Source organism: Liquorilactobacillus nagelii DSM 13675, from assembly GCF_019444005.1.
GTDB lineage: Bacteria > Bacillota > Bacilli > Lactobacillales > Lactobacillaceae > Liquorilactobacillus > Liquorilactobacillus nagelii.
Genome location: NZ_CP049304.1, coordinates 1 through 26,714, shown reverse-complemented (window position 1 = coordinate 26,714; position 26,714 = coordinate 1). Strand labels below are relative to the sequence as shown.

Below are 26,714 nucleotides of genomic sequence, written 5' to 3'. Positions count from 1 at the left end.
TCTCCTTGATTAATTTTTTTGTTATTTTCAATAAACACAATTTTCTAATTCAAAATCTATTTTGCATACCCCTCCTCAATCAAAATGATATTAAAATTACCTGCTAATCATTGGCTTTTAACCACTGATCTAAGACCTGAATAAACTCATCATGTTGATCAAGTAATGCTAAGTGGCGACTGTTAGCAAATAAATGCCATTTGGCTCCTGGAATATGATCATAGACCAATTTTGCAATCAAAGGTGTGCACAAATCATCTGTGCCATTCGTAACCAATACTGGTACCTGAATATTTTTAAGTTGTTCTGTCACATCAAAATCACTAATCGTTCCATTTTCCGTAAATTCGTTTGGTCCTTCAGCGATTAAACTAGCTTTTTTCCCATTTGTTGGTCTTCTTAAAGGCTCCGGTGAATTTTCATCAGGATCATCCCAGCAGTAACGTTCCATATAACGGTCATTAGCTGCTAAATATTTAGGTCCCGTAAAGTCTCCAGTTCTTTCAGCTTCGGCAATTGCCTGGCGATCTTCATAACTTAAATATTTAAGTAAACGGTGCTGTTCTTTGACCCAGAGCTTAATTGAAGCTGGAGAACCATTGATCATCACACTCTTAATTCCTTGGGGAGCATAATTGGTTAAATAATACATTTCCAACATACCACCCCAGGATTGGCCTAATAAATGAACTTCATCTAGATGCAAATACTTGCGTAAAGCAATTAATTCATGGGCCCAAGTTTCTTTGACATAAATTGATTCATCTTCTGGAATTGATGATTTACCACAGCCTATTTGGTCATACATAATTAATTGCCGACCTGTTTTGGCATAATCATCGATTAATTCAAAATAATTATGGGAAGAACCCGGACCACCGTGTATCAATAACAATGGTGCTTTATCCTGATTAGCTTCTCCAACAATCCGAAAATAAGTCTGATATTGATGAAATGGCATATATCCTTCTTGAATCTTCATTTTAAAATCAATTCCTTTCAATTAATTTTCTGGTAAACTTATTAATTATTGATTATACAACTAATTTTGCCTCCAAAGATAAGTAACTATGACATAAATTTTTAAAATTAGTAGGCAATTGATGAGCGTCAATAAATTTGTATAAATGAAAGTTCACGTTTCCCGTAAAAGAATCTTTCATTTTAAGTAAATTTTTTATTAATTTATACAAGCTATCTATATTTTCCAGCGTTTTATATAAAGTTTCACCAAATATAGCGGAAAATAAAGGACGCTCATTTTTCGGGTACCTTGGGTTATTAGGGTACTTTTTTTAACTCATTTTCTGTTTCACTAAACTTTGGAGATCTCGTCCAAAAAATGCCAACTAAATTTTTTCATTTGCCAACAATTGCCATTTTAAAATTACAGTAAGTAACAAAAAGTCATCCTAGCACCAATCACAGCGTACAAAAATAGCCCCGGTTTCCTTCAAAGAAGCCGAGGCTATTTGCTGTTATATCAGCTTTGATTAAAGCTTTGTTTTGTTAACGATGTTTAATTTTTCATCCAAATCGTAAACAACTGGCTGACCAGTAGCCATTTCAACACCCATAATGTCTGCATCAGAAATGCCTTCAATGTACTTGGTCAAAGCACGTAATGAGTTACCATGTGCTGCGATAATAACGTTCTTGCCGTCTAATAATTTAGGAGCAATCTCGTCTTCCCAGAATGGGATAACACGTTCCAAAGTAACTTTCAAGTTTTCGCCACCAGGAATTGCACGTGGATCAAGGTCAGCATAACGACGATCTTGTGCTGCTGAACCTTCATCGTCAGCACTCAATAATGGAGGTAAAACGTCATATGAACGACGCCAGATATGAACCTGTTCGTCACCGTATTTTTCTGCTGCTTTGGCTTTGTTTTTACCCTGCAATGCGCCGTAGTGACGTTCGTTCAAACGCCATGTTTTGGTTTCAGGAATCCAAAGCTGGCCAGATTCTTCCAATGCATAATGTAAAGTTTTAATAGCGCGAGTTAATACTGATGTATAAGCCTGATCAAATTGCAGACCTGCTTCTTTAATTTTACGGCCTGCTTCCTTAGCTTCTTCTACGCCTTTTTCACTTAGATCAACGTCGACCCAACCAGTGAAAAGGTTCTCCAAGTTCCATTCACTTTGTCCGTGACGAATAAATACTAATTTTGTCATAGCTAGCGAAAACCTCTTTCATTATTTATTTGTTTACATCTCATATTTTACAATGAATTTCTGAAAATTGATAGTACCAACCGCATGCAACATGTGAAAAAAATCCTTATTATTTTATAACTGATAAAAGACGTTTAACAGCTAATTCAATATTGGCAGGAGTTGTTGCTAAGTTAATTCTGACAAAACCAGTTCCACCTTCACCAAACCATTTACCAAAATCCAAGGCTAATTTAGCATCCTTTTTCATAACTCTTTCCAATTCATTTGGTGGAATAACTTGACTAAGATCAACCCAGGCCAAATAGGTTCCCTCTAAGTCAAAAACTTCAATTGCTGACGAAGCAGCCTCCAAATGCTGTTTCAGGTACGAAAAGTTCTGCTTAATAAGCCCTAGCATCCCGGCCAACCATTCTGCACCTTCTTCATATGCCGCCTTTGCTGCGACTTGTCCCAGCAAACTACCAGCTGGAGACTTTAATCGTTGAACATAGTTATCATAGCGCGTCCGCAACTGTGGATTCGGAATAACCAAATGATTGTTTTGCAAAGCTGCTAAATTAAATGTTTTTGAAGCTGAATCAACCATTACCATATTATCGCGATAAAGACCATCAGCTATTGATAAGGCCGAAATAAATGGTCGCTCACCGATAATCAAATCATGATGAATTTCATCTGAAATGAACAAAACTTCATTTTCACGACAAATTTCTAACAGCTTGGTCAATTCTTTTTCGGTCCAAACTCTTCCCACCGGATTATGTGGTGAACAATTAATTAATAATTTAACATTTTGTTGTTTGATTTTGGCCTCAATATCGGTAAAATTCATTTCATAATGATGATCAGCGCGCTTTAATTCTGAAACAACTAATTTGCGCTGATTATTTTCAATCACATGCATAAAGGGATAGTAAACTGGTTGAAGTACCATTACTGCTTCTTGGGGCTCAGTTAAAACATTAATCAATGTACTGAGGGATTGAACTACTCCAGTACCAAAACGCATCCAATCTGGATGAATTTCTGTCTGGTAACGTTGCTGCTGCCAATTAATATATGCTTGTTGGTAGCCACTGACTACTCGCGAATAGCCATAGGCACCATGAGAAATACGTGCTTGCAAGGCTTCAGTTACTGCATTAGGAACTTTAAACTCCGTATCAGCCACCCATAGTGGTAATAAATCAGAACTACCAAATTCACTTTCTAGACAATCCCATTTAACACTATCAGTATTACGCCGATCAACTGCATAGCGTTCAACAAATTCAGTTACTTTCACTTTATTTTTCCTCCTTAGGCTTTTTGTGATTTCTCAATCGCCTCAAGTATGCTTTCGTTGGACGAATTGGCTTAACTCCTAAAATATCCAGTAAAAAAGTAAAAATTGGAATTCCAACAATTAGTCCCCACATGCCAAATAAATGTTCTGCCACAAATAATACTACAAAAGTGTAAAAAATCGGTAGTTCCGTCTTATTAGACATTAGTTTTGGATTCAATACATATGATTCTAATGTGTGAACAACCAGTAACATAATAATAATGTAGAAAACATACCTAACCCCGCCAACTGAATACCCAATTACGCTCATCGGGATAGCTGAAATTATTACCCCAGCTACTGGTATCAAACTCATCAGAAAAATTAGCAATGATAAACTAAACAATTGCGGCATCTGCATAACCGCTAAACAAATTGTTGTAATCACTGTGTTAACAATCGCAATAATAAATTGCGTTTCAATAACAACTCCAAATGTATTAACAAATTTTTCGGCAAAGTAATAAATATCTTGAAAAAACCACGCATACGGTCCACTCAAAAAGCTGCGAGAAAAACTTGCCATTTGACGGTTCTCAATCGTAAAGAAAAAACTAAGAAACAATGACAAAATGAAAGTTACCCCCATTGTTCCAACTGTCGTTACATACTTAAAAACCAGTGTAACCCCATTTTTCATTTGAGCTGCAATGTCTGATGTACTAATGTAATTACCGATCATTTTAAAAAAGCCATTAGCATCTACAGAAGGCTTTTGGTAAAATTCAATCAAATATTTGATCATTGCTTCCGTTTGTTTGAAAATCATTGGAAAATAGATTGTTATTGCTAAGTAGAGAGCTGTTACAACGGCCAAGTAAATTATAATTACGCCTGTTACCGTTGGTAGATGAGCTCTCCGCTTTAAAAAGCCGGCAAATTTCAGCACTAAAAAAGTAAAGATAAATGTCAACAAAATCAAACTTAAAAGGCTGCGCATTAAGTATAGAACCAATATTACTACCAGTAAAACGACAACTCGCCGTAGCCGCACATTATTTAGAAATTTTTCCCATGCTCCCAAAAGATCACCCTTTCCTAATTCATATCTTGGTCCTATTGTAACAAATTTAAATCATGATTGATTTATAAATTATCAAACAACTGTTTTGAGCGTTAATCTTAAGTAAAAGAAAAAGAGTGAGTTTGCATTTTTTGCGTACTCACTCTTTTTTAGGATAAATCTGTTAGTTTATATTGTGAAAGTTAATAATCTTATTATTCATCATAGTTGGCTAACAATTGATGCAACTGACGAATTTTTTGCTTAAGTGCTGTTCCAGTATCAGTGTCCGCTACTGTTTGCCGCTTAAGCTCTTGATTAACTACCCGTTTAGTTGAAATAATATCCGTACCATTTTTTATCGCATCCGCTTTGGAAGTAAATGGGTGATGGGTAATCAATTGCAATCCATAGGAATTATAGAGCAGTGTATAACCACCAATTCCAGTTGTTGGCTGGTAAGCTTTTGAATAACCACCATCAATGACAATCATTTTTTTATTGGCCATAATCGGCTGGTGGCCTTTTTTCACCGGTGTATGTCCGTTAATAATGTGCCCCGTTTCCGGATTCAAGCCAAATTCTTGTAGTAGCTGACGACAAAACCATTCTTGATGTCTTAATTTAAAATACGCATTTTTATGCTCCAAATGAGTCTTTTCTTCTTTAACAAAATAACGGGCAAAAGTCGCCATTTCATGTTTACCAAATAGTGGTGACAGTGGGCCTTGCCAGAGATACCAGGTTAGATCAGTCGCTAAATCATCACGGCATTCAGGATGAGCATAAGCATTTCGCAATTGTTTTTCAAAAAAACTTAATAATGCTTGTCCCGCATAACTCTCTTGCTGACATTTAAGGACTAAAAAATTTCCTTTTTCATCAACTGGAATACATCCATGGAACAAAAGATTGCCATTAGCCGTCTCATACATTTTTCCTTTTTTCATTAAAAAGTCTAAATGGCGACGCAAATCGGTTGAATTACTAAAGGAATTCAAAAGTCCTTCAGTCACTGATTTTTCTTCAGCAGTCAACTCAAATGGATGTGCATGATCAACAGTTGAAAAACAAGTATTAACTAACGGAAAATCCTCCTTACCAATCTTAATAGTATTTTTTTCCCAGTCAATTTGGTCTAGCAAACCGACTCCAGGCAAATTCCAACCTTGATGGCGTTGTTTTAGCTGTCCTTCAAGTTTAAACTGAATAACTGCAGTTGCTTGTTGAATTTGCGAAATCAACCGTAATTCGCTCTCTTTTGGCTGCTGCTCATCTTTAATCATTCGCGGATGAAAGGCTGCCAGATCCTGATAATTGTGTTCAGCATACATGGACAAGTGCCGCAAATTAATTCCGTAACTGTCCTCGATAATTGACAAATTGTTATAGCGGGCACAAATTCGCAGCAAGTTCATCATACATAGAGCTGAACCTGCCATTGCTCCGACCCATAAAATATCATGATTTCCCCATTGAATGTCGACAGAATGGTATTTAATTAGCCGTTCCACTATCTTATCAGGCTGTGGGCCACGATCATAAATGTCACCAATCACATGCAAATGATCAACAATTAACCGTTGGATCGTATCACAGGTAGCAACAATAAACTTATCGGCTTGACCGAGCTCTAACAAGTTATGCAAAATTCGATTATAATAATTACGCTTATCCAGCTGTTGTTGATCAGTATAGAGTAATTCTTCAGTGATATATACAAAACTTGGATCCATTGCTTTTCGAACTTTAGATCTAGTATATTTAGTAGCCGAAACCTTAAGTAATTTTATAACCCGGGAAAAGGTATCTAAATACCACTGGTCAAGTTCTTCGCCATTCATTTGCTGCTTTTGAAACTCTAACTTGTCAGTTGGATAGTAAACTAAAGTAGCAAATTCTTGAATACTTTTGGGAGTTAATTGGCCAGCAAAGTTATCAAAAATTTTCTGTTTAATATTACCTGAACCGTTGCGCAAAATATGATCAAATGCTGCAAATTCCCCATGTAAATCACTAACAAAATGTTCAGTTGCCTTGGGTAAATTTAAAATGGCCTCCAAATTGGTTATTTCAGTAATTACAGCTTGTCGAGTCGGAAACTTTTCTTGCAACAGCTCTTGCGTAAATGACATTTTTAAAACCTCTTTTTTATTTTTTTAGCATCAGCAGCAAATTGGTACAGTAAATAATATACACCAACTACTTAAAATTTCCAAACATAATAAATACGTATTTTCACTTACAAAACATTGATGTAGCTTAGAAATACCCACAAATAATTAAAAATGCTAACTTTTACTTATTTAGCTTTTTCACTTGAAACTAGTAGAAATTAATGATATGGTATACCTGTTAACATAGAGGAACTAAAGGAGGATTTATTAATGAACGATATGATGATTGAACGAACAGAAGCACGGGCTGAAAAAAGCACCGTTTGGCGTTTGTCTAATAAAATAAACGGACATTTTCTCGATGTAGTCTTTGATAAAAACTTGGAGAACCAAATGAAGCGCAAACGCAATTTTTCATTCAATCGTTTTGAGTCGGAACAATTAAACGAGTTGCACAAACTGGTAGAACAAATTAAAGATAACTATTCTTTAGTTTTAGACCAAAATGTTATTGGTTTGGACTACTTACCATTAACTGCAGCCAATGCTCAATCCTTATTAGCCAAAGAAGACTAGTAACTATTTTAAAAACAAAATTCAAATTTGAAGTATTGTCCTATAGTCTAAAAATACCGAACAGCAAAATTCAAGGATTTTGTTGTTCGGTATTTTTTTAAACTCTATTTTACGAAGAATAAAACTTCGCAAGAATTCACCTAGAGTTCTGTCAAGTTAAAGATACACTTGAATCATTCTTCGATTAAGAAATTAATTTTACAGAGGATGTAAACTTCCATTTACACAAATTTTTTGACATTTCCATTCTAAGCAAAAAACTTAAAATATCAAATTAAATCAGAAAAAAGCTAACATCAACGTTATTTGTTGTCGTTAGCTTCTTAAAATTTAAAATTGATGTTATTTTTCAAATAAAGAGTTGGCTGTTGTTTTTAAAACATCATTCAATCCCTCTATATTCTTTCGTCCCTGATCATCCAACCACTGTTTTCCGGCTTCTTTTCCTTTCTTGGCAAACGGTTCAATTGCTCCACGCCATGTTGCGCGACCACAAAGTACTCCATTAAAGCTTGATCCTGCTGCTGCTGCAAACTTCAATGTCTCTTGGAAAAGTTCAGCACTGACCCCAGCACTTAAGAAAATAAATGGCACATTATTGGTTGCTTTTGTTTGTTCTTTAAAATATTCTGCCGCTTCTTCTTTTGAATAAACCGCTTCGTTTTCTCCACTGTAACCAGCTACATAAGCCATATTTACCGGAACTTCTACTTTCAAAACATCTACCAAATAACGATCCTTGGCAAATTCCTTAATCATAGCGTTAACTTTATGCGGTTTAACTGCTGCATATTCTTTACTCTTAGTATCAGCAATCTTAGCATCATATGACATCAGCTCTAAGAAAAATGGTAATCCAGCTGCTGCACTTTCAGCCCCAACTCGTTCAACAAATGCCTGCTTTTTCCGATTGATTTCTTCTGGTTCATCAACGTCATAATACAGCATAAACTTAACTGCATCTGCTCCTGCCTCTTTAAGTTTTAAAGCTGACCAATCCGCTAATAAGTCTGGCATTCTCCCCGGTTCAGTTGTGTCATAACCGGTTTTCTCATAAGCAATCAATAACCCAGCATTGGCAGCTCTTTTGTCAGCAGCTGGCAATCCATATTCTGGATCAAGTAAAATTGCTGAAGCATACGGAGTTAATTCACTTGAAATCAATTTCTTGAATTCAACGATATCAGTTTCATTACTAGGCTTTCCAGCTGCTTGTGCCAGCATTTTTTTCAAAGAACCACGTTGATCAATTGCCAAAGCAGCTATAACACCGCTTTCATTTGAAAGATTTTTTAAAAATTCTCTCTTATCGTTTTTCATTTTTTCCCATCCCATCTTATGCTTTATATTGTTTGAAAAGTTCAACAATTTGGTCACCTGTTTGACTAGCTTTTAACCGATCAACAAAGTCCTGATGCAGTAAAAGCTTAGCGGTACTTGATAAATAATTCAAATGTGTTCCATTATCTTTTTGCGGAATCAAGAATGAAATAATCGTATCAACTGGCTTATCATCAAAAGTATTCCAATTTACTGGATCTTTCAGCCTAACAATCAAAAGGCTTGATTTTTTGATCGTATCATCCTGTGCATGTGTCCTGTGCATGTGGAATTGCAATTCCATTTTCCATCCCAGTAGAACCTTCATGTTCACGCTTGATATATTTTTCAAAAACTGAATCTTCTGAACTCGCTAAACCTAAGTCAACAGCTTGTTTGGCTAAATAATGTAAAACTTCTTGCTGATCTTTAGCTGTTACATTTAGAAAAACATTTCTATGATTCAAAATTCCGCTCAAATTACTATTGTTTTTTTCTATAATATTTGTTTGATGCTTTTCATCAACCTTTTCTGAAAAAGTTTCGTCAACTGAACCTACTCCAGTAATCAAATCCATTCCACCAGCGCTTTCAACCAAACCACCATGCTTTCTATATTGCCGACCAGCGATTAGTGCTAGTAAGGCTCCTGAAGCGATTGAACCAATTAAAATGAATAATACCCACAAGAATGGATGATTTACTAGTGGCAGAATAATGAAACCGCCATGAGGAGCTGGGTCACTAATTTTGAACATATAGGACAAAACGGCTGCAATTGAGGAGCCCACCATAAATGCCGGAATGTTTAAAAACGGATTCTTAGCAGCAAACGGAATTGCTCCTTCAGTAATATGAGTTGAGCCTAAAAGAAAGTTAACGTAACCTGCACTGCGCTCATTTTTAGAATATGCTTTTGAATTCATCAAAACTGCAAATCCGGTAGCTAAAGGTGGTGCAATACACGCGGCAGATACTCCAGCCATAAAATAATAATTTCCTTGCGCTAATAAGGCTGTACCAGTTAAATAAGCTGCTTTATTAGCGGGGCCACCAAAGTCAAACGCACACATACATCCAATAATGATTCCTAAAATAATGGGATCAGCATTTTGCATTCCCTTTAAAAAGTCCATCATACCGAGATTAGCAGCTTTAACCGGCGCCGAAACTAAATACATAATTAAACCGGAAATAAAAACACCTAGAACGGGGTAAAGAAAAATTGCTTTTAAGCCACGGAATTCTTTGTCTGGAATTGGCTTTAGGAGTTTTTGTAATAAAATAACAATATATCCTGCTAAATAGCCACCAACAATTGCACCAATGAACCCGGTACCGTAATTGTAAGCAATCATCCCGGTTGCGAAACCTACGATTAAACCTGAACGCTTACTAATAGCTTCTGCAATATAGGCACATAAAACTGGTACCATTAAATTCATTGTTGTGCTACCGATTGTATTTAAAATATAGGCAAATTGATTATATTGAGAAGATTTAGGATCCGCTGAATAAATTCCCCAGAAAAATGAAACAGCAATCAAAACTCCTCCTGCTACAACCAGTGGTAGCATATGCGAAACACCATTCATTAATGATGTATAGATTTTAGTAACTACACTCTCATTTGTTGCAGAACTATCTGAGTTATGTGGTTTTCTACTACTAGATTTATTTGCTTTGTAAATTGGTGTTTCTGCTGATAAAGCTTTTTCAATCAATTTATCTGGTTCACGTATTGCCCGAGCAACTGGGACAATAATCACTTTCTTACCAGCAAATCTATCTGCATCAACATTAATATCAGAAGCGACAACTACTGCATCAGCAGCGGCAATTTCATCTGAAGTTAATGTATGTTCAATCCCTGTTTGCCCATGAGTTTCGATTTTGATTGTCATTCCCATTTTCTTTGCTGCTTGTTCCAGTGCTTCTTGAGCCATATAAGTGTGGGCAATTCCAGTTGCACAGCCTGTAGCCCCAATAATTTTGTACTTAGCCATTTTTAAAACCTCCTTTTAAAAAATTAGATATTATTTGATTCGATTTTTATCTGTTTTTCCAATTCTTTAGCAGTTATAAAATTAGTGATCCACTCTTGTCTAGCAGCATCACTACCAGCTGCAATCGCCTTTTTTAACGCTGTTTCCAAACCTTTCTGATTAATTAAATTTCCAATAAACGCTCCCAGCATTGAATCTCCTGCACAAGCTGTATTCAGCTCTTGAATCTTAGGAGCGTTTCCATAAAAAACTTTACTTGAGGTTATTAACAAAGCTCCTTTTGACCCTAAAGAAATCAGTACCATTTGAGCTCCCTTAGTAACTAACCGTTTGCCTAATTTCACTAATTGTTTCTGATCAACCTGACCTGTCAGACTAAACCATTTTTTGATTTCATCTTCATTTGGCTTAATGATCCACGGATGATAAGGTAAAATATCCATAACTTGTTGATAACTAGTATCAATGACCAATTTTGTTTGCTTCTGTTCAGCTAATTTAGCAAAGTCTTGTAAAATGTCAGGAGAAATTCCAGTAGAGAAACTACCTGAAATACAAATCAGATCGTCCTTTTTTAATTTTTCTTTGAAATAAGTTAACAACTTTTTTTGTTCAGCTAAAGTTACTTCTGGTCCAGGATTAACTAATTTATATTCCTTGTTTTCACTTTTGACTCTGGTAAAAACATTAATTCTAGTTAGTCCTTGACTTTTGGTAAAATAATATGGTATATGATTAAGTTGAAGTTTATTCTTAATATATTCAAGAGTAAAACCGCCTCCTATTCCTGTAGCTGTAGTTGGAATCCCAATTTTATTTAGAATAAAAGAAACATTGATTCCTTTTCCATTAGCTTGTAGATCATATCCGTTAGTTCGATTGACACTATTTGCTGCCAGCTTTTTGGTGTCAATAAAAAGATCAATTGCTGGATTAAGAGTAATAGTATAAATCATTCAAATCTCTCCTTTCTCTATTTATCTACTCCTTACATTTTCTATTTTAAATAGTATATTTTGAAAATGTTTTCTTTTATATACTATAATTTGGTAAAATCCGAAAATACTTTACAATTTACATGAAAGGATTAGCTATGGAGAAGAAATTAAGCAATGCTGAGGAATATCTTTGGTCTTTTATTCAAAATCATATTGATGAGATTAGTGAACTCTCAATTGTAAAACTTAGTGAATACGCTAATGTTTCTACAGCTACAATTGTTAGGACGATGAAAAAAAAAGGATACTCTGGATATACCGCTTTTCGACATCAAATTCTTAGTCAAGAAAAAAACGGTCCAAAATATCAAATTTTATCTCAAGCAGATAATGAAATAAAATCCGTTATTCTTAAAAACGAAATTGAATTAAATAATACGCTAAGAAATTTAGAAATTGGAATAGTCGAAGATACAATCAGACAAATTCAAAACTCTAAAATGGTGTATATCTTTGCACGTGGTCTTTCTGAACCCATTGGAAGAGAATTACAAATGAAATTACAGTTAGTCGGAAAATATGCCGAGCTTCAAACTGATCCAAACATAATTAAAACGGTCGCAAAACAAATTAAGTACAATTGTGTAGTGATTTTCATCTCATTGAATGGTCAAACTAAAGAACTTGTAAATGCTGCCAAGTCATTAGAAAAAAAAGAAATTACAAAAATAGTTTTTACAACTAATTCGTATTCTCCTCTAGCTGGTCTTTCTGATTTATTGTTTTTAGGGTTTAAATCTGAAACAACCTACTTTCCTGATTACGAGGTTCAATCAAGACTACCCTTACAGATAATGACCAGAATATTAATGGATTCTTATGTTGTTCGAACAAAAAAAGATCATCACCTGCTTTAATTATAAAATATGTATAAAAAAACGTTATCAATAATAACTGATAGCGTTTTTATTAGTTTATCTAATTTCTGTGACCTTAACCTGTTCAAAATACTCAGTAAATTTGCTAGGATTAACCCAGCCAGTTGCCGCTTCTAAAGCATTCAAAATTCCCAGTGTCATTGAGGTTTTGATTGTATCAATTGGTGTTTTGCCTAAACTAATACCAATCGCCAAACCAGCGAGTGACGCATCACCCGAACCAACTGGGCTAATTGCCGCTACTCGAGGAATTTCAGCCCGATAAAGTTTGTTTTCAAATTTAACCACCGCCCCATTACTTCCTAACGATGTTGAAATCCATTTAAGCTTTGCCAAAAGTGGGTCTTTAAGTGCGGCGACAACTTCAGTTATATCATTATCTGATATCTTTTGATTAACTAAGTCCCCCAGTTCAGCTGCATTAGGTTTTATCAGCAGCGGCTGGCAAGTACTCCCAAGAGCATTTTTTAAAGAACGCCCCGAGGTATCCAACAATACTGCAACATTATTTTCCGCTGCAATTTCAATCAAATGAGAATAAAAATCTTCTTCAAGTCCTTGTGGCAAACTACCAGAAATTGTCACTAAATCAACTTTATTCAATAATTCTTTGAAATCACTCAAAAAGTTCTGCCGCTCACGTAAAGCAATTTGTGGTCCTCTTTCTAAAACTTCAGTTTGCTTACCGCCATCATGCAGCAAAGCAATTGAATTTCGAGTTTCACCTGCAATCTCTGTAAAAGATGCAGCTATTTTTTCTTCAATTAGCTTATCATTAATAAACTGTCCGAATCTCCCACCTAGCAATCCGGTTGCAATTACTGGTTGTCCCATTTGATTAATTACGCGGGTAACGTTTAAGCCTTTACCCCCTGCTGTTTTTTGCACATTAGCAGCTCGATTAACTTGATCTAACTTTAATTGTGATAAATCATAAGCCATATCAATTGAAGGATTCATCGTTACTGTTAAAATCATCTACTCACCCCATTTTTTAAATTTGCTCTAATTTGATTAATTTACCTGAAACGCCTTCCACACTACCAGCCGCTAATTTGTCTTTTCTAGTTGCATGCGCTGCTTGAAACTTATTTTTTTTAACTATCCAAGGATTAGTTGATTTAAAACCGGCCGGCAATGGTTGATTAGTTCCTTGTAAAACCATCACGACAGCTTTGAAACCACTGCTTTCCACTTTAATTGGACTATAATGCAGTGTGTCGCTATACATTTCAATTATCGTTCCTGCTGGAATAAAAAATATTCTGGCCTCAGTTGCTGCATTAAATAAACCATTTTGAATTTGCGATCTTTTTCCTAAAACCATTACAACATCAGTTAACATAATATTAACTTCACTGCCCTGGTGATATTCAACTGCTGAAAAACTTTGAGCTTGACCGGTACATTCTCCGGCTGAGAAATTCATTCCGGCAAAAATATCATTCCCAATTTTTTGAATAACGGAAATTCTTTCTAATTCTTGATTAGATGGATTATAGGAATTTCCATTTTCTCCGTAAGATACATTTTCAGCAAAGAAACTTTTTACTTCTGTCAAATCATAATCTGACAATACATTGCCATATACTTTGAAATTAGCTTGATTAATTTGTTCAATATGATATTCAGAATTTTTCTGTTGTAATTTATTTAAAGTGTTCGCATCGGTCATTTAATCATCCTCTTACTTTAATAGTAATTCGTACTGCAATTGTTTACTTTTTGCTGGTTTCAACTGTAAATTGGCTTCTTTGGTATACCAGTCAACAGGTTCTCCCAAAATGTCGGGCAATCCACTAAAGGGTTCAATGCATAAGAACGACAGATTTTTATCTTCTTTTGTCCAAAGACAAACATTTGGAAAATCATCCAGTTTAACAATAATTTGATGTTCCGTTTTGTCTGATGCCAATTTTACTTGTTTAACTTGTTGATTAGCAATAATCCTTAATCCTTTCGAAAACAAATCATGTGTTAAGGGAACTCTTTTTTGGTTTGCAAAGGTTTCAATCTTTCCTGTGCGATATGGAGCAGGAGCTTTTATAATTTCAAAAGCTTTTAAAGGTAATTCAAAATCTCCCGCAAATTCCAAATAATAATCCGAAAATTCAGTTTTGGAAATTATTGGTACATTAAAAGCTGGATGTGACCCCAATGAAAATGGCATAACTTTCTTTGAATTATTTATTACTGTAAAAAAACTTTTTAACCCCACTGATGTTAAACCAAAAGTTACTTCCAAAACAAAATCAAATGGAAAAAACTTTTTAGTTGCTGCTGTTGCTTCAGTCTGCAAAGAAACTTTACTCTTAGTCTGGCTAATCACTTGAAAATCCTGATCGGCAATAAAACCATGCTGCGGCATTGGATAAGGATGATGATTCAATAAATATTGTTCCTGATTAGAACGACCAATTGCTGGGAAAAGTAAGGGCGCATGTTTGTTCCAAGCTGAGTTATTCCAAAGATAATCAAAATCAGCTTTTTTGTGATATAGATGTGTTAATTGTGCACCATGTAAATCAATTTCTGCTTGAAAATATTGATTTTCGATCGTAATCATTTTTCCATCCCCTAATTTTGTCAAAAAATAAGAGAAGCACTCGATAAAATACTCGTTTGCTTCTCTTTAAAGCATCAATCAAGTTTTTCAAATAAAGAGTTGGCTGTTGTCTTTAAAACATCATTCAATTCCTCTATATTCTTTCGTCCCTGATCATCCAACCACTGTTTTCCGGCTTCTTTTCCTTCCTTGGCAAACGGTTCAATTGCTCCACGCCATGTTGCGCGACCACAAAGTACTCCATTAAAGCTTGATCCTGCTGCTGCTGCAAACTTCAATGTCTCTTGGAAAAGTTCAGCACTGACCCCAGCACTTAAGAAAATAAATGGCACATTATTGGTTGCTTTTGTTTGTTCTTTAAAATATTCTGCCGCTTCTTCTTTTGAATAAACCGCTTCGTTTTCTCCACTGTAACCAGCTACATAAGCCATATTTACCGGAACTTCTACTTTCAAAACATCTACCAAATAACGATCCTTGGCAAATTCCTTAATCATAGCGTTAACTTTATGCGGTTTAACTGCTGCATATTCTTTACTCTTAGTATCAGCAATCTTAGCATCATATGACATCAGCTCTAAGAAAAATGGTAATCCAGCTGCTGCACTTTCAGCCCCAACTCGTTCAACAAATGCCTGCTTTTTCCGATTGATTTCTTCTGGTTCATCAACGTCATAATACAGCATAAACTTAATTGCATCTGCTCCTGCCTCTTTAAGTTTTAAAGCTGACCAATCCGCTAATAAGTCTGGCATTCTCCCCGGTTCAGTTGTGTCATAACCGGTTTTCTCATAAGCAATCAATAACCCAGCATTGGCAGCTCTTTTGTCAGCAGCTGGCAATCCATATTCTGGATCAAGTAAAATTGCTGAAGCATACGGAGTTAATTCACTTGAAATCAATTTCTTGAATTCAACGATATCAGTTTCATTACTAGGCTTTCCAGCTGCTTGTGCCAGCATTTTTTTCAAAGAGCCACGTTGATCAATTGCCAAAGCAGCTATAACACCGCTTTCATTTGAAAGATTTTTTAAATACTTCTTTTTTTCTTCATTAACAATTAATAAAGCATCCACTAATTACCCCTCCTTAATCGTGATAGTATCCTTCTGACCACAATTTCAACTCATGATCAAAGAAATGTGGATTATCATGTTGTTGAGAATTATCTTCTTCAACTTGATTAATTTTTTCAATTAATTTCTTATTTTCTGGCGTTTCATGATATTCAGCATCTAAAAATGCAGCAACAAGATCTTCTGCCAAGTGTTCACCGACAACTGCTCCACCAAATGAAATCACATTAGCATTCAATTCTTCTTTAGCGTATTTTGCTGAGGCAACATCACCAACCAAAGCAGCGCGAATCCCAATATTCTTATCTGCTGCTGTCGAAATACCAACACCTGTTCCACAAAGAACAACCCCTAAGTCAGCTTTCCCATCACGTACCAAATCAGCAACTTTCAAACCGTAAATTGGATAATGCGTGCGAGTATTGTCATAGGTACCAACATCAATTACTTGATGTCCATTAGCTTTTAAAAAATCTGAAATCTGCATTTTAACACTTGTAACAATATGATCGTTTCCTAGTGCAATAATCATTATCTATTCCCTCCGTCAAAATTATTTTTAATTAGTACATTTTCTCCAGCATATCCAATCTAATTTGATGACGTCCACCTGCATAGTTAACGCTCAAATATGCTTTTACAATATTCTCAGCTAATTTAGGACCAACAATTCCAGCTCCAATAGCAATTGCTTTTGCACCATTATGTTGCGTAGTCATATGGGCCGTATTTTCTTCAGTGACATTTGCTGTAACCATCCCATGAACTTTATTGCTAGCCATCGCTGAGCCGACACCATATTCATCAAACATCACTCCACGATCAGCTTTTTTAGCCAAAACGGTCTGAGCAAGTTTAACAGATGAATCAACAAAATCCACTGCTGGTGCTGCCGTTAAATCAAGGACATCATATCCCTTATCTGTCAAAAACTTTTTAATGTGTTCTTTCAGTTCAAATCCTGCTTTATCTGCTGCTAATGCGATTTTCATTGCTAATCCTCCATCTCTAAAATTTTTTAATCACTAACAATTACTTCTGTATACTGCTGATAATGTTTAAGCTTTTCCTCACCGGCTTCTTTATTAGTTATCAAGCAATCAATATCGTACAAATCATAGAATTTATAAAAATCATCCTTATTAAGTTTGTGATAATCAGCTACAACAATTTTCTGAGTAGCATTATTCAAAGCTATTGTCTGAGAACTGCCTTCTTCCATACTGGCCGTCATGATGCTATCATTGTGAATTCCATTCACTCCAATGAAAGCTCGATTAAATTTAAATTGTGCAAGTGTTGAGCTAGTCAAACCGCCAATAAATGCTCCAGAGCGTTCGCGATAAGTACCACCAATCAATGTTAATTCAATTGAATGATTATCTTTTAATGTTTCAAAAATTGGCAAACTATTCGTTACAACTCTCAAATCTTGAACATCTTCAATATATTTGCACATTAATTCCAGGGTTGTTCCTGGTCCGATAAAAACTGTATCGTTATTTCTTAATAAGGTAGCCGCTTTTTGTGCAATCGCAATTTTTTCAGTAATATGAATTTCCTTTTTCTCAATATGTGAAAGTTCAGCTGATGCCTCGCTTTCAATACTTTGAGCACCGCCGTGAATGCGAATTAACTTTCCACTTTGAGCAAGTTCATCCAAGTCACGACGAATTGTCATATCTGAAACATTCACCTGATCAATCAAATCATTTACAGTAACAATTCCTTTTTCATTTACAACTTCTAAAATAGTCATTAAGCGTTCGCGTTTTAACAAATTTCTTCATCCTCTCATTTGACTTAAGTTTACTTTTATTTGTTTGCTTTTGTTTGTTTGAATAAGCCAAATGCTAGCACTTTGTTTAAAACGCGTCAATAAAATTGTTTATTTTTGTTTTATTAATTACATATTTTAAGCAAAGTTAAAATTTATATTTGATATTAATCGCTTTATAACTACAATAAAGTGTTGCAATTGTAACAATCGATTTGATAATAACGTTTGGAAAAGCCATGGCTATTACATTAATCACAATTACTACTAATGCCCAATTGATCACTCGACTTAATTCCTTTGTACGATTCATTGATCACACATCCTTAACTATTTAGCTTCTTTTGCTGCTGCATAAGCTGTATTGCGCTTCTTCATTTGTTTTGCATACCACCAGAAGATCAAACCATAAGCAATCAAGCCAAGAGCCGCATACATCAAAAATGAAATTTCGCCAGTTGAAGCCTTACCAACTAAATAAGCTAAATATTGTTCGATTGGACCTTCTTTAGTAGCTTCAGCAATTTGATGTCCTGCTGCTCCAGAAGGAAATGCTCCAACTTGTTTTGCAACATGAGTAATGAAAGGCGAGGATAGTGTTCCAGCCCACAGGAAAATTGGCATCTCAATCGCACCAATAATAATCATTCTAATAATTTTCCCACGAGTGACAATCAATAAAGCTGGTGTAACACCCATTGCGATAATTGAACCTAAAGGCATGATATGATTGCCCGGCAAAACCAATGCTTCAATCAGCATGACTGGAGCCAAAAAGTTAGCAGCTGCCCAAATTTCAGCACGTCCAGCAACGAATGGCCAATCAAGTCCAATATTAAAACGACGGCCTTTCAAACGTTTTGTTGCAAAATCTGAAATTCCTTGTGACAACGGTTCAACAGCAGCGATGAACCAAGAACCAATTTGACTAAACAATTCCAAGCAGACGCCACCAGTAAAGGCTAAAGTGAAAATTTCTTTTGGATCTTGACGACCAATTAAACCAACAAAAACACCTAAATAGCATCCAATTGCAAAATGACTTCCCCAAAAACCAATCTTTTTATTCAGTTCAGCAGAATCAAAATCGTATTTATCTAACCATGGGAAAATATTATCGAAAATTTTATCAAAAACCATAATAACAGGATTCATCATATAGTTTAAATGTGTTGTAGTCATCGGATTATCATCTGGCGCATCCAGTAAATCGTTGAATGTCGGTTTCATCAAATCTGAGTTGATAATTTTTAAAACACCAATATAGATAATTAAAATAGTTGCTACTAATAAATTAGCGCCAAAATACATCGCCATTAAAGCGGTAAATGAAAGATGCCAAATATCAAAAATATCTACGTCAAGTGTGTTTGTTTTATTCAAAGCCAACATAATAATATTTACAATAATCATAATCAGCAAAAAGAATAGCGTATAAGGTGAGCCCCAAGTAATTGTTGCCAACGGGGCCCAGCCAACATCGATAATCTTTAATGAAATGCCCGTCGATTTTACAAAAGCATCTAACGGGACTTGATAAGCAGTCGTTAATATGTTAATAATGTCGCTAATCGCAGTAAGAGCGATTGCTAACTTAATGCCGCCTTCCAAAGCCCTCGTCCACTTAACCCCAAACAACAAAGCAATCAGAGTTAAAACAATTAACATAATCGGCGCCGCACCCAAGTTGATAATCGGTTTAAAAACCGTATTTGAAACTTGAATTATTGTCTGTAACATTTTCTCACGCTCCTAAAAAGTGAAATTAAATTACTTCAAACCTTTTTCTTTGATAACCGCCTCAATCTTGTCATAGACCGGCTTAGCCATTGTTGGAATACGATATAAAATCGGACCAGCATCAATAACTGGGATTTTCGGTTCAAACCCTAAATCAGTTTTAGCAATCGGCGTAAAGATATCGTAATTATCAATCATATCAGCTGTGATGTCTTTAACCATGACAGCATCTGCTTTCAGATCATATCCTCTATTTTTAAATTCAGTTTCTAGAGCATCTTTAATTTGATGGCTCGAGTTTACTCCAGCCCCACATGCAGCTAAAACTTTAATCATAAGTCATTCCTCCTAAATTATTACTCAAAATTATTATTCAAAAAGTTATATATTTCATCTGTTTCTTTCATTTCAAAAAATTCTTTCAGTTTTTCCTTAGATGTAGTAGTTAAGAATTGCATAATCTGTGCCAAAACATTCGCTTGTCCTTCAGGATCATTGTTTAGAATCATAAACATGAAACTTACTTTAAGTTCCTGTTCTGGTTGAATCATATTAAAAAATCTTATTGGTTTTAATAACTTTATTGGAATCACACGTCGTACATTGACAAATTCTCCTTCAGTATGTGGAATTGCTACATTAGGAAATTCCACGTCAACTACAGACAAATCTATTCCAGTTGGAAAATTTTTTTCTCGCATTACTAAATTTTCTAAAAATTCATTTTTCACTAATCCTTCATTCAATAACGTTTTTGAAATTTCTTCAAATACCCCCTTTTGCCCCGATTGATCTGAAATAAAAACATCTTTTTTTGCGAACAACATCTGATTTTTCTTTGTCTCCACTTTTTCACCTCCTGTTTTATTATGATTGTTTTTGTTTAATTTTGTTCACAAACCTATAGTAATCGGTTACAATGTAATTGTCAATACAATTAAAGAACATTTTTTGTTTGAAATTGTAGATAATTAAAATAAATTACAAGTAATTAAATCTACTTAACTCATTCAAACTTATTTAATTAATTAGCAAAATTTTGTCTTTAGGAGGACTTAACATTATGAAAAAACAAATTAAGCAAAGTTCAACATCATTGGTGAAACGAGAACAGAAATCAGAAGCAATCATCATGATTGGTATCTTCTTAGGAATAAATATTTGGGCCTTTACAGGAACTTTCATTTGGGGATTAATTGTTTTTGTATTCTCAATTTTTATTGCTCAATTTATTTTTTGGAAATAATAAAAAGACTAACATTCATATTTAAAAAGAATGCTAGTCTTACAAATGAAACTATCTATCGTTCAAATTCAAATTACATTTCAGGAGAGACCATGATCTTCACTTGCTCTTTATCAGTTGATAAGGCTTTGATACCTTTTTCCAACAAATTATCCAAACTAATTTTCTTAGTAACAACTTGACTAAATAATTCACGATTATTATTCAAAATTCCCAATACTTGTCGGAAAGAATTGTTGTAGCAAAGTGTTGTGTAGATATCAATTCCTTGCATAATTACATCATTAGTCAAATCAACTGTAATTGGTTTGCCAAATAAAGCGACAATCTGCAAAATTCCTGTCCTTTTGACTAACTTGAGTGCGGTATCAAAAGTCGGTTGAACTCCAGCTGCTTCAAAAGCAACATCGACACCATTCGGACAAATCTTTTTAACCGCCGCAACAACATCCCCATCTGCTGGGCTTAATACATGTTTGAAGCCCAGTTCTTTAGCTTTGTCTAGCCGCACTTGGGCCAAATCAATAATAAACACATGATTTGCCCCCGCGCTTTTAGCCAAGAGAGCTGTTAAAAGTCCAATTGGACCAGCACCTTCGATCGCTACATCCTGTCCAGCACGTAAACCACATTTTTTTATCGCTTCAAAAACAACTGCTGTCGGTTCAGCTAAAGCTCCTAATTCATAGCTCAGACCTTCAGGCATTTTTTGTGCAAAAATTTCTTTAATATTAGCATATTCCGCAAATCCACCATCATCGGAAAAGCCAAGAAAATTTCCTGCTCCGTCTTCTGCTTGAACCCGATTACAAAAATTATAATCACCTTTACGACAGTTTTCGCACTTGCCACAAGCAATTAATGGCTCAACTGCAACATGATCACCAACTTTAAGTGTTGTAACTTTACTGCCGACCTTAACAACTTCACCAGAAAACTCGTGGCCTAATGTTACCGGAACAGTCCGTTTCGTCAATGGATGTGGTTGTGTTGGCAACCCCCATCCCTCTAGGTAAGCATGCAAGTCACTACCACAAATCCCGCAATATTTAACTTTTATTTGAACTTGGTCCTGCTTAGGATCAGCAATTTCAATATCTTCAATTCGAATATCTTTTTGACCATAAATTCTTGCTGCTTTCATAACTATCATCCTCCTGCATCTATGTAAGCGTTTACTTTTGTTCGTAAATTAATTGTAGTCCTCGGATTATCTTTTTTCAATAATTATTCATCATTTTATTTATAATTATTAGTTTCACAAAAAGAAATTACTGTTACAAAGGAAATGCATTTAGTCAAAGAATGTTTTTTTATGCATTTAGTACGGAATTACACAAAAAAGCTATTTACAATCAAAAACAAGATTGCAAATAGCTTTAAAACAGCGTTTAATATCGATTAAGAATTGTGCAAGTTCTAATTAACGATCTTGGTATCCATTTGGATGAGTAGCATGCCACTTCCAAGCAGTTTCAATGATTTTATGAATATCATCGAACTGTGGTTTCCATCCTAAAACTTTCCGTGCTTTGTCCGAAGCAGCAATCAAGGTATCAGGGTCACCTGGTCGACGTGGAGCTAATTCAGCTGGAATTGGTTTGCCAGTTACTTCTCGAGCAGCCTTTAAAATTTCCATATTGGAGAAACCAGTTGATGAACCTAAGTTAAAGGCCGTGCTATCATGACCTTGGCGTAAATAATCAACAGCTAAAATATGTGCATCTGCTAAATCAAATGGATGAACATAGTCGCGAACATTTGTCCCATCCGGTGTGTCGTAATCATCACCAAAGATCTGCAGCTTTTCACGCGTACCAGCGGCTACTTGTAAAACAATTGGCAGCAAATGAGTTTCTGGATTATGATCTTCGCCAATACTGCCATCCGGTTTTGCTCCGGCAACATTGAAATAACGTAAAGCAATGAATTTAATGCCATATGCCTGATCCGACCAACGCATGATTTTTTCCATCATCAGTTTGCTTTCGCCGTATGGATTAATCGGTTGTTGTGGATCGGTTTCTTTAATCGGAACTTGTTCTGGAATTCCGTAAGTTGCTGCAGTTGATGAAAAGACAATCTTCTTAACTCCGACTTCATTCATCACTTCAAGCAGTTTGATCATTCCACTAGTATTATTGTCAAAATACTTCAATGGTTTTTTCATTGATTCAGCCACTAAAGAGAAAGCTGCAAAATGAATCACTGCATCAATTGCTGGATTTTCTTTAAAAACATCTCGCATAAATGGCTGATCTGCAATATCTCCTTGATAAAATTTAGCTTTGGAGTTAACAGCTGCCCGATGACCAGTAACCAAACTATCAACAACAACGACATCAACGCCGCGATCTACCAGTCGATCTACTGTATGTGAGCCAATGTACCCTGCTCCTCCGAGAACTAAAATTGCCATAATTAATTCCTCCCTAAACAATTAGCTTCATTAAAGTAAAAGCTAAGTTGCAGCTTCCTTAATCAAGAAAGTTTTCAGTTTATTTAATTCTAACCAGTGAAATTTAGTTTCCACCTTTGGCTATTTTACCAGTTTCTGCCAATAAAAGGTAGTTAGGTTAGAAATTGACTTAAACAACTTATGCTAAACTATTTTTAATCACTATATTTATAAACTATTTCAGCGATACTGCTTTGACCATCTGTTAAGACAGTGTTTTCTCCCCATTCAGGATGATTAACTGCATCTGGCAGCGACTGAGCTTCCAAAGCAAGCGCATCAAAAACTCCATCATTATTAAAATCTGCCGTATAAACAACCAATCCTTGCCGATTAGAAAAAATTTGAATTTTTTCATTTGTTGCTTGATTAGATAGGGTTGCCACCGGTTGTTCTTTATTTGTCGAAATAATAAAAGCATCATCAAGCTCATTTTGCTTAATTTCAGTTAAAGACTTCAGTAAGTTTTTGCTAGTTGAAAAATCATAACCACTATCAGAATTATCGAGTAATTTACCTGTTGGCAGTTTTGCATGATTCAGTTCCAATCGCTGGCTACTTGCAATTTGTAATTTGTGGTTATTCAAATTAGCTTGCTCGACATTCAAATTAAAATACGCATGATTAGTTGGATTAAAAATAGTCGTTCCATTGGCTTTTCCTTTAAAGATCATTCTCACTTGATTCAAATTGTCAAAACTAATTATTATCTCAACGTCTAACCCATTAGGAAACCCATCGTCAGCCGACGTAATCTTTTTAGAAAAGCAAATTTCTACTTTATCTTTACCTTGAATAATCTTAGCTGGCCAATTATATGAAGAAAAGCCACTTGGACCGCCATGCAGTGTATTTTCTCCTTCGTTTTGCGGTAACTGAAAGTTTTGGTTGTTTAACGTTACCTTGCCACCTGTAATTCTACCAGCTACTCGTCCAACTGCTTGACATAAATATGTCGGAGTACCAAAGTAATCTGCCAACTGATCAAAATGAACCAACAAATTTTTGCCATTCATTACGAAGCTATGCCAAGTAACAGCATAAGAGAAAATCTCAATATAATTTTGCTGATCATTGACAATCTTGTAACTGTAAACATCTTGTCCCTGATAATTACCAATTAAAGTTTTCTCAACTTGCATCCGCTTTACCTCCTTTTTATTCATTCACATAATCTACAAAACGATTAAATGCCTTTTGTCCTACAGAATCATTTTTAAAGACACCTGCATCTTCCAGCACCCGAACAAAAGTTGCTCCCAGAGCTTGTTTGACAATTGACGTAACATTTTCTGCAATTATTTTACCATCGTATTGTTGTAAAATTTTTTCAGTCCAATGCAAGTGCTTTTCCGCTATTTGATTCGGCTGATGTAACAAATACCTTTCAACTTCAGCTAGTTCTCTTTGTAAACGTGGCGGCAAAATTGCCAATCCCATAACCTCAATTAATCCAATATTTTCTTGTTTAATATTCTGAACATCTGGATGAGGATGAAAAACACCCGCCGGAAATTCTTTGGTGCAGTGATTGTCACGCAAAACTAAATCTAGTTCATATTCTGCCCCTCGTTTACGAGCAATTGGGGTAATAGTGTGATGTGGCTGGTGATCTGAAGCTGCAATTACTGCAACTTTTTCATCACTATAATTTTTCCAACTGTTCAGAATTTTAGTAGCTAGCTCAACTAATTCTTCCTCATTTTTTCCAGACAAACGAATAACCGACATCGGCCAATCAACGATTCCGGCTTTAACATGAGCAAAATCTGTAAATGTTATCGTTTGTCTAATCTTAGCTTGATCCATTGCAAATTCATGACGACCGCCTTGAAAATGTTCATGACTCAAAATTGAACCACCGACTATCGGTAAATCTGCATTACTACCAACAAAATAGGCAGGAAAAATATCTAAGATAGTTAATAAGCGCCTAAAGGTCAATCGATCGATCTTCATTAATTGATGCTTTTGATCAACAAAAATACAATGCTCGTTAAAATAGGCATATGGTGAATATTGTAAGCCCCATGTCTCATTAAGCAAATCAAAGCGAATTATTCGATGATTGCTGCGCGCAGGGTATCCAATTCTTCCTTGATAGCCCTCATTAGTAAAACATAATTGACATTGTGGATAACTAGTCGGAGCAAGCTTTTGTAACCGAGCAATATCACGCGGATCCTTTTCAGGTTTTGAAAGGTTAATTGTAATCTCCAATTCACCATATTTTGATTGATAACGAAAGTATTTATTTTTGCTAATCTCAGCTGTCTTAATATAATTACTTGCTTGATTCAACTGATATAATACTTTAGAGCTGAATTAACTCCTTGTTGCTGATATTCATTCCAAAAATTTGATTAACTTTACTTGGTGCTGGTACTAAAAAGTTCAGCAGTTCAGTTTTTAGCAGCTCTTTTTGTCCAGCAGTTCGTTCAGTGTCACCAAGGTTAACTAATAAATCCGCCAATTCAATTAATGATTTATCAGTATAATCGCTGTTTTATCAACACCATCAACTAAATTCAAAATCCGATATACAAATAAATCTGATCCAACTGACTAAAATCTGTTTTAGCAATAATTTGCTCAACAAAAGCCGAAATTAATGTCTTTCTCTCCATTTATTTCACCTACTTACTTAAACTCACTATTCCATCAGCTATTTTTGCTACGTTAAAATGAAGGAACATAACCAACCTTTTCTTGATAGACACGGCACATTCTTTTAAAATCAGTTACTGAATCCTCAGCTACTAAAGCAATTGCGCAACCACCAAAACCCGCTCCAGTCATTCTAGCTCCGAGAACTCCTTTTTGCTGCCAAGCAGTGTGTACCAATGTGTCTAATTCTTTCCCTGTCACTTGATAATCATCTTCTAAGGATATATGAGACGCGTTCATCAGATGACCAAATTGCATTAAATCACCATTATCAAGTGCTTGTTTTGCTTCAAGTGTCCGTTGATTCTCAAAAACTGCATGTCGTGCTCGTTGCCGTTCAACTTTATTTTTAATCAAATAAGCAGCCTGATCGAATTCTGAAATTGTTAAATCGCCTAAAGAACTGATTGATAATTTTTGCTGTAAGTCTGCCAGAGCATTATCGCATTCTTGACGACGTTCATTATACTTCGAATCAGCTAATTCTCGCTTCTTATTCGTATTCATAATAACGATTACATTTTGATCCAAATTTAATCTAGCATATGAATATTCTAACGTATTAGTATCTAATAATATTGCTTGATCTTTTTTCCCCATTCCAACTGCAAATTGATCCATAATTCCAGAGTTAACTCCAATATAGTCATTTTCAGTTTTCTGTCCAAATTTACTAAATCCAACATTGGAATTTTTAAATTAAACAATGCTGCAACCATAGCTCCAGTCAGCAGCTCAATTGATGCTGATGATGAAAGACCAGCTCCATCTGGTAA

At 35.3% G+C, this 26,714-nt stretch carries 24 protein-coding genes and 3 pseudogenes; 3 read left to right on the top strand and 24 right to left on the bottom strand.

Annotation, left to right across the window (positions count from 1 at the left end; translation table 11 throughout):
- Positions 1 to 103: 103 nt before the first annotated feature.
- From pepI to G6O73_RS00115, 5 genes are all read right to left on the bottom strand, one after another.
- A complete protein-coding gene (pepI, locus tag G6O73_RS00135) occupies positions 104 to 982 on the bottom strand; it encodes a proline iminopeptidase (protein WP_057884673.1) in 879 nt (292 codons plus the stop codon).
- Positions 983 to 1,493: 511 nt separating this feature from the next.
- Complete coding sequence (locus G6O73_RS00130) at positions 1,494 to 2,180, bottom strand: 2,3-diphosphoglycerate-dependent phosphoglycerate mutase (RefSeq protein ID WP_057884672.1); 687 nt, start codon at positions 2,178 to 2,180, stop codon at positions 1,494 to 1,496.
- Positions 2,181 to 2,289: 109 nt separating this feature from the next.
- Positions 2,290 to 3,468: a MalY/PatB family protein gene (locus G6O73_RS00125; protein WP_057884671.1), complete on the bottom strand. Its 1,179-nt coding sequence runs from the start codon at positions 3,466 to 3,468 to the stop codon at positions 2,290 to 2,292.
- A gap of 1 nt (position 3,469) precedes the next feature.
- Complete coding sequence (locus tag G6O73_RS00120) at positions 3,470 to 4,534, bottom strand: AI-2E family transporter (protein ID WP_057884670.1); 1,065 nt, start codon at positions 4,532 to 4,534, stop codon at positions 3,470 to 3,472.
- Between the two features lie 194 nt (positions 4,535 to 4,728).
- Positions 4,729 to 6,648 (bottom strand): fructose-bisphosphatase class III, encoded by a 1,920-nt coding sequence (locus G6O73_RS00115; protein WP_057884669.1) that lies wholly within the window; start codon positions 6,646 to 6,648, stop codon positions 4,729 to 4,731.
- A 252-nt stretch (positions 6,649 to 6,900) separates the two neighbouring features.
- Here G6O73_RS00115 and G6O73_RS00110 point away from each other — a divergent pair, with 252 nt between their 5' ends.
- On the top strand, positions 6,901 to 7,206 hold the full coding sequence (locus tag G6O73_RS00110) for a hypothetical protein (protein ID WP_057884668.1): 306 nt from the start codon (positions 6,901 to 6,903) through the stop codon (positions 7,204 to 7,206).
- A 342-nt stretch (positions 7,207 to 7,548) separates the two neighbouring features.
- Here the strand turns inward: G6O73_RS00110 and G6O73_RS00105 are convergent, their stop codons facing one another.
- The 3 genes and pseudogenes from G6O73_RS00105 to pfkB all read right to left on the bottom strand — a co-directional run bounded on the left by G6O73_RS00105 (position 7,549) and on the right by pfkB (position 11,488).
- On the bottom strand, positions 7,549 to 8,526 hold the full coding sequence (locus G6O73_RS00105) for a tagatose 1,6-diphosphate aldolase (RefSeq protein WP_219935189.1): 978 nt from the start codon (positions 8,524 to 8,526) through the stop codon (positions 7,549 to 7,551).
- Between the two features lie 16 nt (positions 8,527 to 8,542).
- A pseudogene (locus G6O73_RS00100) lies at positions 8,543 to 10,532 on the bottom strand (fructose-specific PTS transporter subunit EIIC).
- A gap of 23 nt (positions 10,533 to 10,555) precedes the next feature.
- A complete protein-coding gene (gene pfkB, locus G6O73_RS00095; protein WP_057886669.1) occupies positions 10,556 to 11,488 on the bottom strand; it encodes a 1-phosphofructokinase in 933 nt (310 codons plus the stop codon).
- A gap of 137 nt (positions 11,489 to 11,625) precedes the next feature.
- On the opposite strand from pfkB, the gene G6O73_RS00090 reads away from it, so the two are divergent.
- On the top strand, positions 11,626 to 12,387 hold the full coding sequence (locus G6O73_RS00090) for a MurR/RpiR family transcriptional regulator (protein ID WP_057886670.1): 762 nt from the start codon (positions 11,626 to 11,628) through the stop codon (positions 12,385 to 12,387).
- Positions 12,388 to 12,444: 57 nt separating this feature from the next.
- Here the strand turns inward: G6O73_RS00090 and G6O73_RS00085 are convergent, their stop codons facing one another.
- The 11 genes from G6O73_RS00085 to G6O73_RS00035 all read right to left on the bottom strand — a co-directional run bounded on the left by G6O73_RS00085 (position 12,445) and on the right by G6O73_RS00035 (position 20,394).
- The gene (locus G6O73_RS00085) at positions 12,445 to 13,386 is read right to left on the bottom strand and encodes a hexose kinase (RefSeq protein WP_057886671.1); all 942 of its coding nucleotides are present in this window, start codon (positions 13,384 to 13,386) and stop codon (positions 12,445 to 12,447) included.
- Positions 13,387 to 13,402: 16 nt separating this feature from the next.
- Positions 13,403 to 14,083: a DUF4867 family protein gene (locus G6O73_RS00080; RefSeq protein ID WP_057886672.1), complete on the bottom strand. Its 681-nt coding sequence runs from the start codon at positions 14,081 to 14,083 to the stop codon at positions 13,403 to 13,405.
- A gap of 12 nt (positions 14,084 to 14,095) precedes the next feature.
- Positions 14,096 to 14,998: an aldose 1-epimerase family protein gene (locus tag G6O73_RS00075; protein WP_245002960.1), complete on the bottom strand. Its 903-nt coding sequence runs from the start codon at positions 14,996 to 14,998 to the stop codon at positions 14,096 to 14,098.
- Between the two features lie 50 nt (positions 14,999 to 15,048).
- Positions 15,049 to 16,050 (bottom strand): tagatose-bisphosphate aldolase, encoded by a 1,002-nt coding sequence (gene lacD, locus G6O73_RS00070; protein ID WP_219935186.1) that lies wholly within the window; start codon positions 16,048 to 16,050, stop codon positions 15,049 to 15,051.
- Positions 16,051 to 16,063: 13 nt separating this feature from the next.
- Positions 16,064 to 16,582, bottom strand: a complete 519-nt coding sequence (gene lacB, locus G6O73_RS00065; RefSeq protein WP_057885362.1) for a galactose-6-phosphate isomerase subunit LacB — start codon at positions 16,580 to 16,582, stop codon at positions 16,064 to 16,066.
- A 31-nt stretch (positions 16,583 to 16,613) separates the two neighbouring features.
- Positions 16,614 to 17,042 carry a galactose-6-phosphate isomerase subunit LacA gene (lacA, locus tag G6O73_RS00060; protein ID WP_057885361.1) on the bottom strand — a complete coding sequence of 143 codons (429 nt, stop codon included), beginning with the start codon at positions 17,040 to 17,042 and terminating at the stop codon, positions 16,614 to 16,616.
- 26 nt (positions 17,043 to 17,068) lie between these two features.
- Positions 17,069 to 17,830, bottom strand: a complete 762-nt coding sequence (locus G6O73_RS00055; RefSeq protein WP_057885360.1) for a DeoR/GlpR family DNA-binding transcription regulator — start codon at positions 17,828 to 17,830, stop codon at positions 17,069 to 17,071.
- 145 nt (positions 17,831 to 17,975) lie between these two features.
- Positions 17,976 to 18,140, bottom strand: a complete 165-nt coding sequence (locus G6O73_RS00050) for a hypothetical protein (RefSeq protein WP_157056657.1) — start codon at positions 18,138 to 18,140, stop codon at positions 17,976 to 17,978.
- A gap of 17 nt (positions 18,141 to 18,157) precedes the next feature.
- Positions 18,158 to 19,567, bottom strand: a complete 1,410-nt coding sequence (locus G6O73_RS00045; RefSeq protein WP_057885359.1) for a PTS transporter subunit IIC — start codon at positions 19,565 to 19,567, stop codon at positions 18,158 to 18,160.
- A gap of 30 nt (positions 19,568 to 19,597) precedes the next feature.
- Entirely contained in the window at positions 19,598 to 19,903 is a 306-nt protein-coding gene (locus G6O73_RS00040) for a PTS sugar transporter subunit IIB (protein WP_057885358.1), read from the bottom strand.
- 20 nt (positions 19,904 to 19,923) lie between these two features.
- A complete protein-coding gene (locus tag G6O73_RS00035; protein ID WP_057885384.1) occupies positions 19,924 to 20,394 on the bottom strand; it encodes a PTS sugar transporter subunit IIA in 471 nt (156 codons plus the stop codon).
- A 236-nt stretch (positions 20,395 to 20,630) separates the two neighbouring features.
- On the opposite strand from G6O73_RS00035, the gene G6O73_RS00030 reads away from it, so the two are divergent.
- Positions 20,631 to 20,813: a hypothetical protein gene (locus G6O73_RS00030; RefSeq protein WP_057885357.1), complete on the top strand. Its 183-nt coding sequence runs from the start codon at positions 20,631 to 20,633 to the stop codon at positions 20,811 to 20,813.
- 73 nt (positions 20,814 to 20,886) lie between these two features.
- Here the strand turns inward: G6O73_RS00030 and G6O73_RS00025 are convergent, their stop codons facing one another.
- The 5 genes and pseudogenes from G6O73_RS00025 to G6O73_RS00005 form a co-directional block, all read right to left on the bottom strand.
- A complete protein-coding gene (locus tag G6O73_RS00025) occupies positions 20,887 to 21,957 on the bottom strand; it encodes a 2,3-butanediol dehydrogenase (RefSeq protein ID WP_057885356.1) in 1,071 nt (356 codons plus the stop codon).
- Between the two features lie 279 nt (positions 21,958 to 22,236).
- The gene (gene galE, locus G6O73_RS00020) at positions 22,237 to 23,232 is read right to left on the bottom strand and encodes a UDP-glucose 4-epimerase GalE (protein ID WP_057885355.1); all 996 of its coding nucleotides are present in this window, start codon (positions 23,230 to 23,232) and stop codon (positions 22,237 to 22,239) included.
- A 194-nt stretch (positions 23,233 to 23,426) separates the two neighbouring features.
- Positions 23,427 to 24,413, bottom strand: coding sequence for an aldose epimerase family protein (locus G6O73_RS00015; RefSeq protein ID WP_057885354.1), 987 nt, complete (start codon positions 24,411 to 24,413; stop codon positions 23,427 to 23,429).
- A 16-nt stretch (positions 24,414 to 24,429) separates the two neighbouring features.
- Positions 24,430 to 25,898: pseudogene (gene galT / locus G6O73_RS00010) on the bottom strand (UDP-glucose--hexose-1-phosphate uridylyltransferase).
- A 9-nt stretch (positions 25,899 to 25,907) separates the two neighbouring features.
- A pseudogene (locus G6O73_RS00005) lies at positions 25,908 to 26,714 on the bottom strand (galactokinase); the annotation flags it as partial.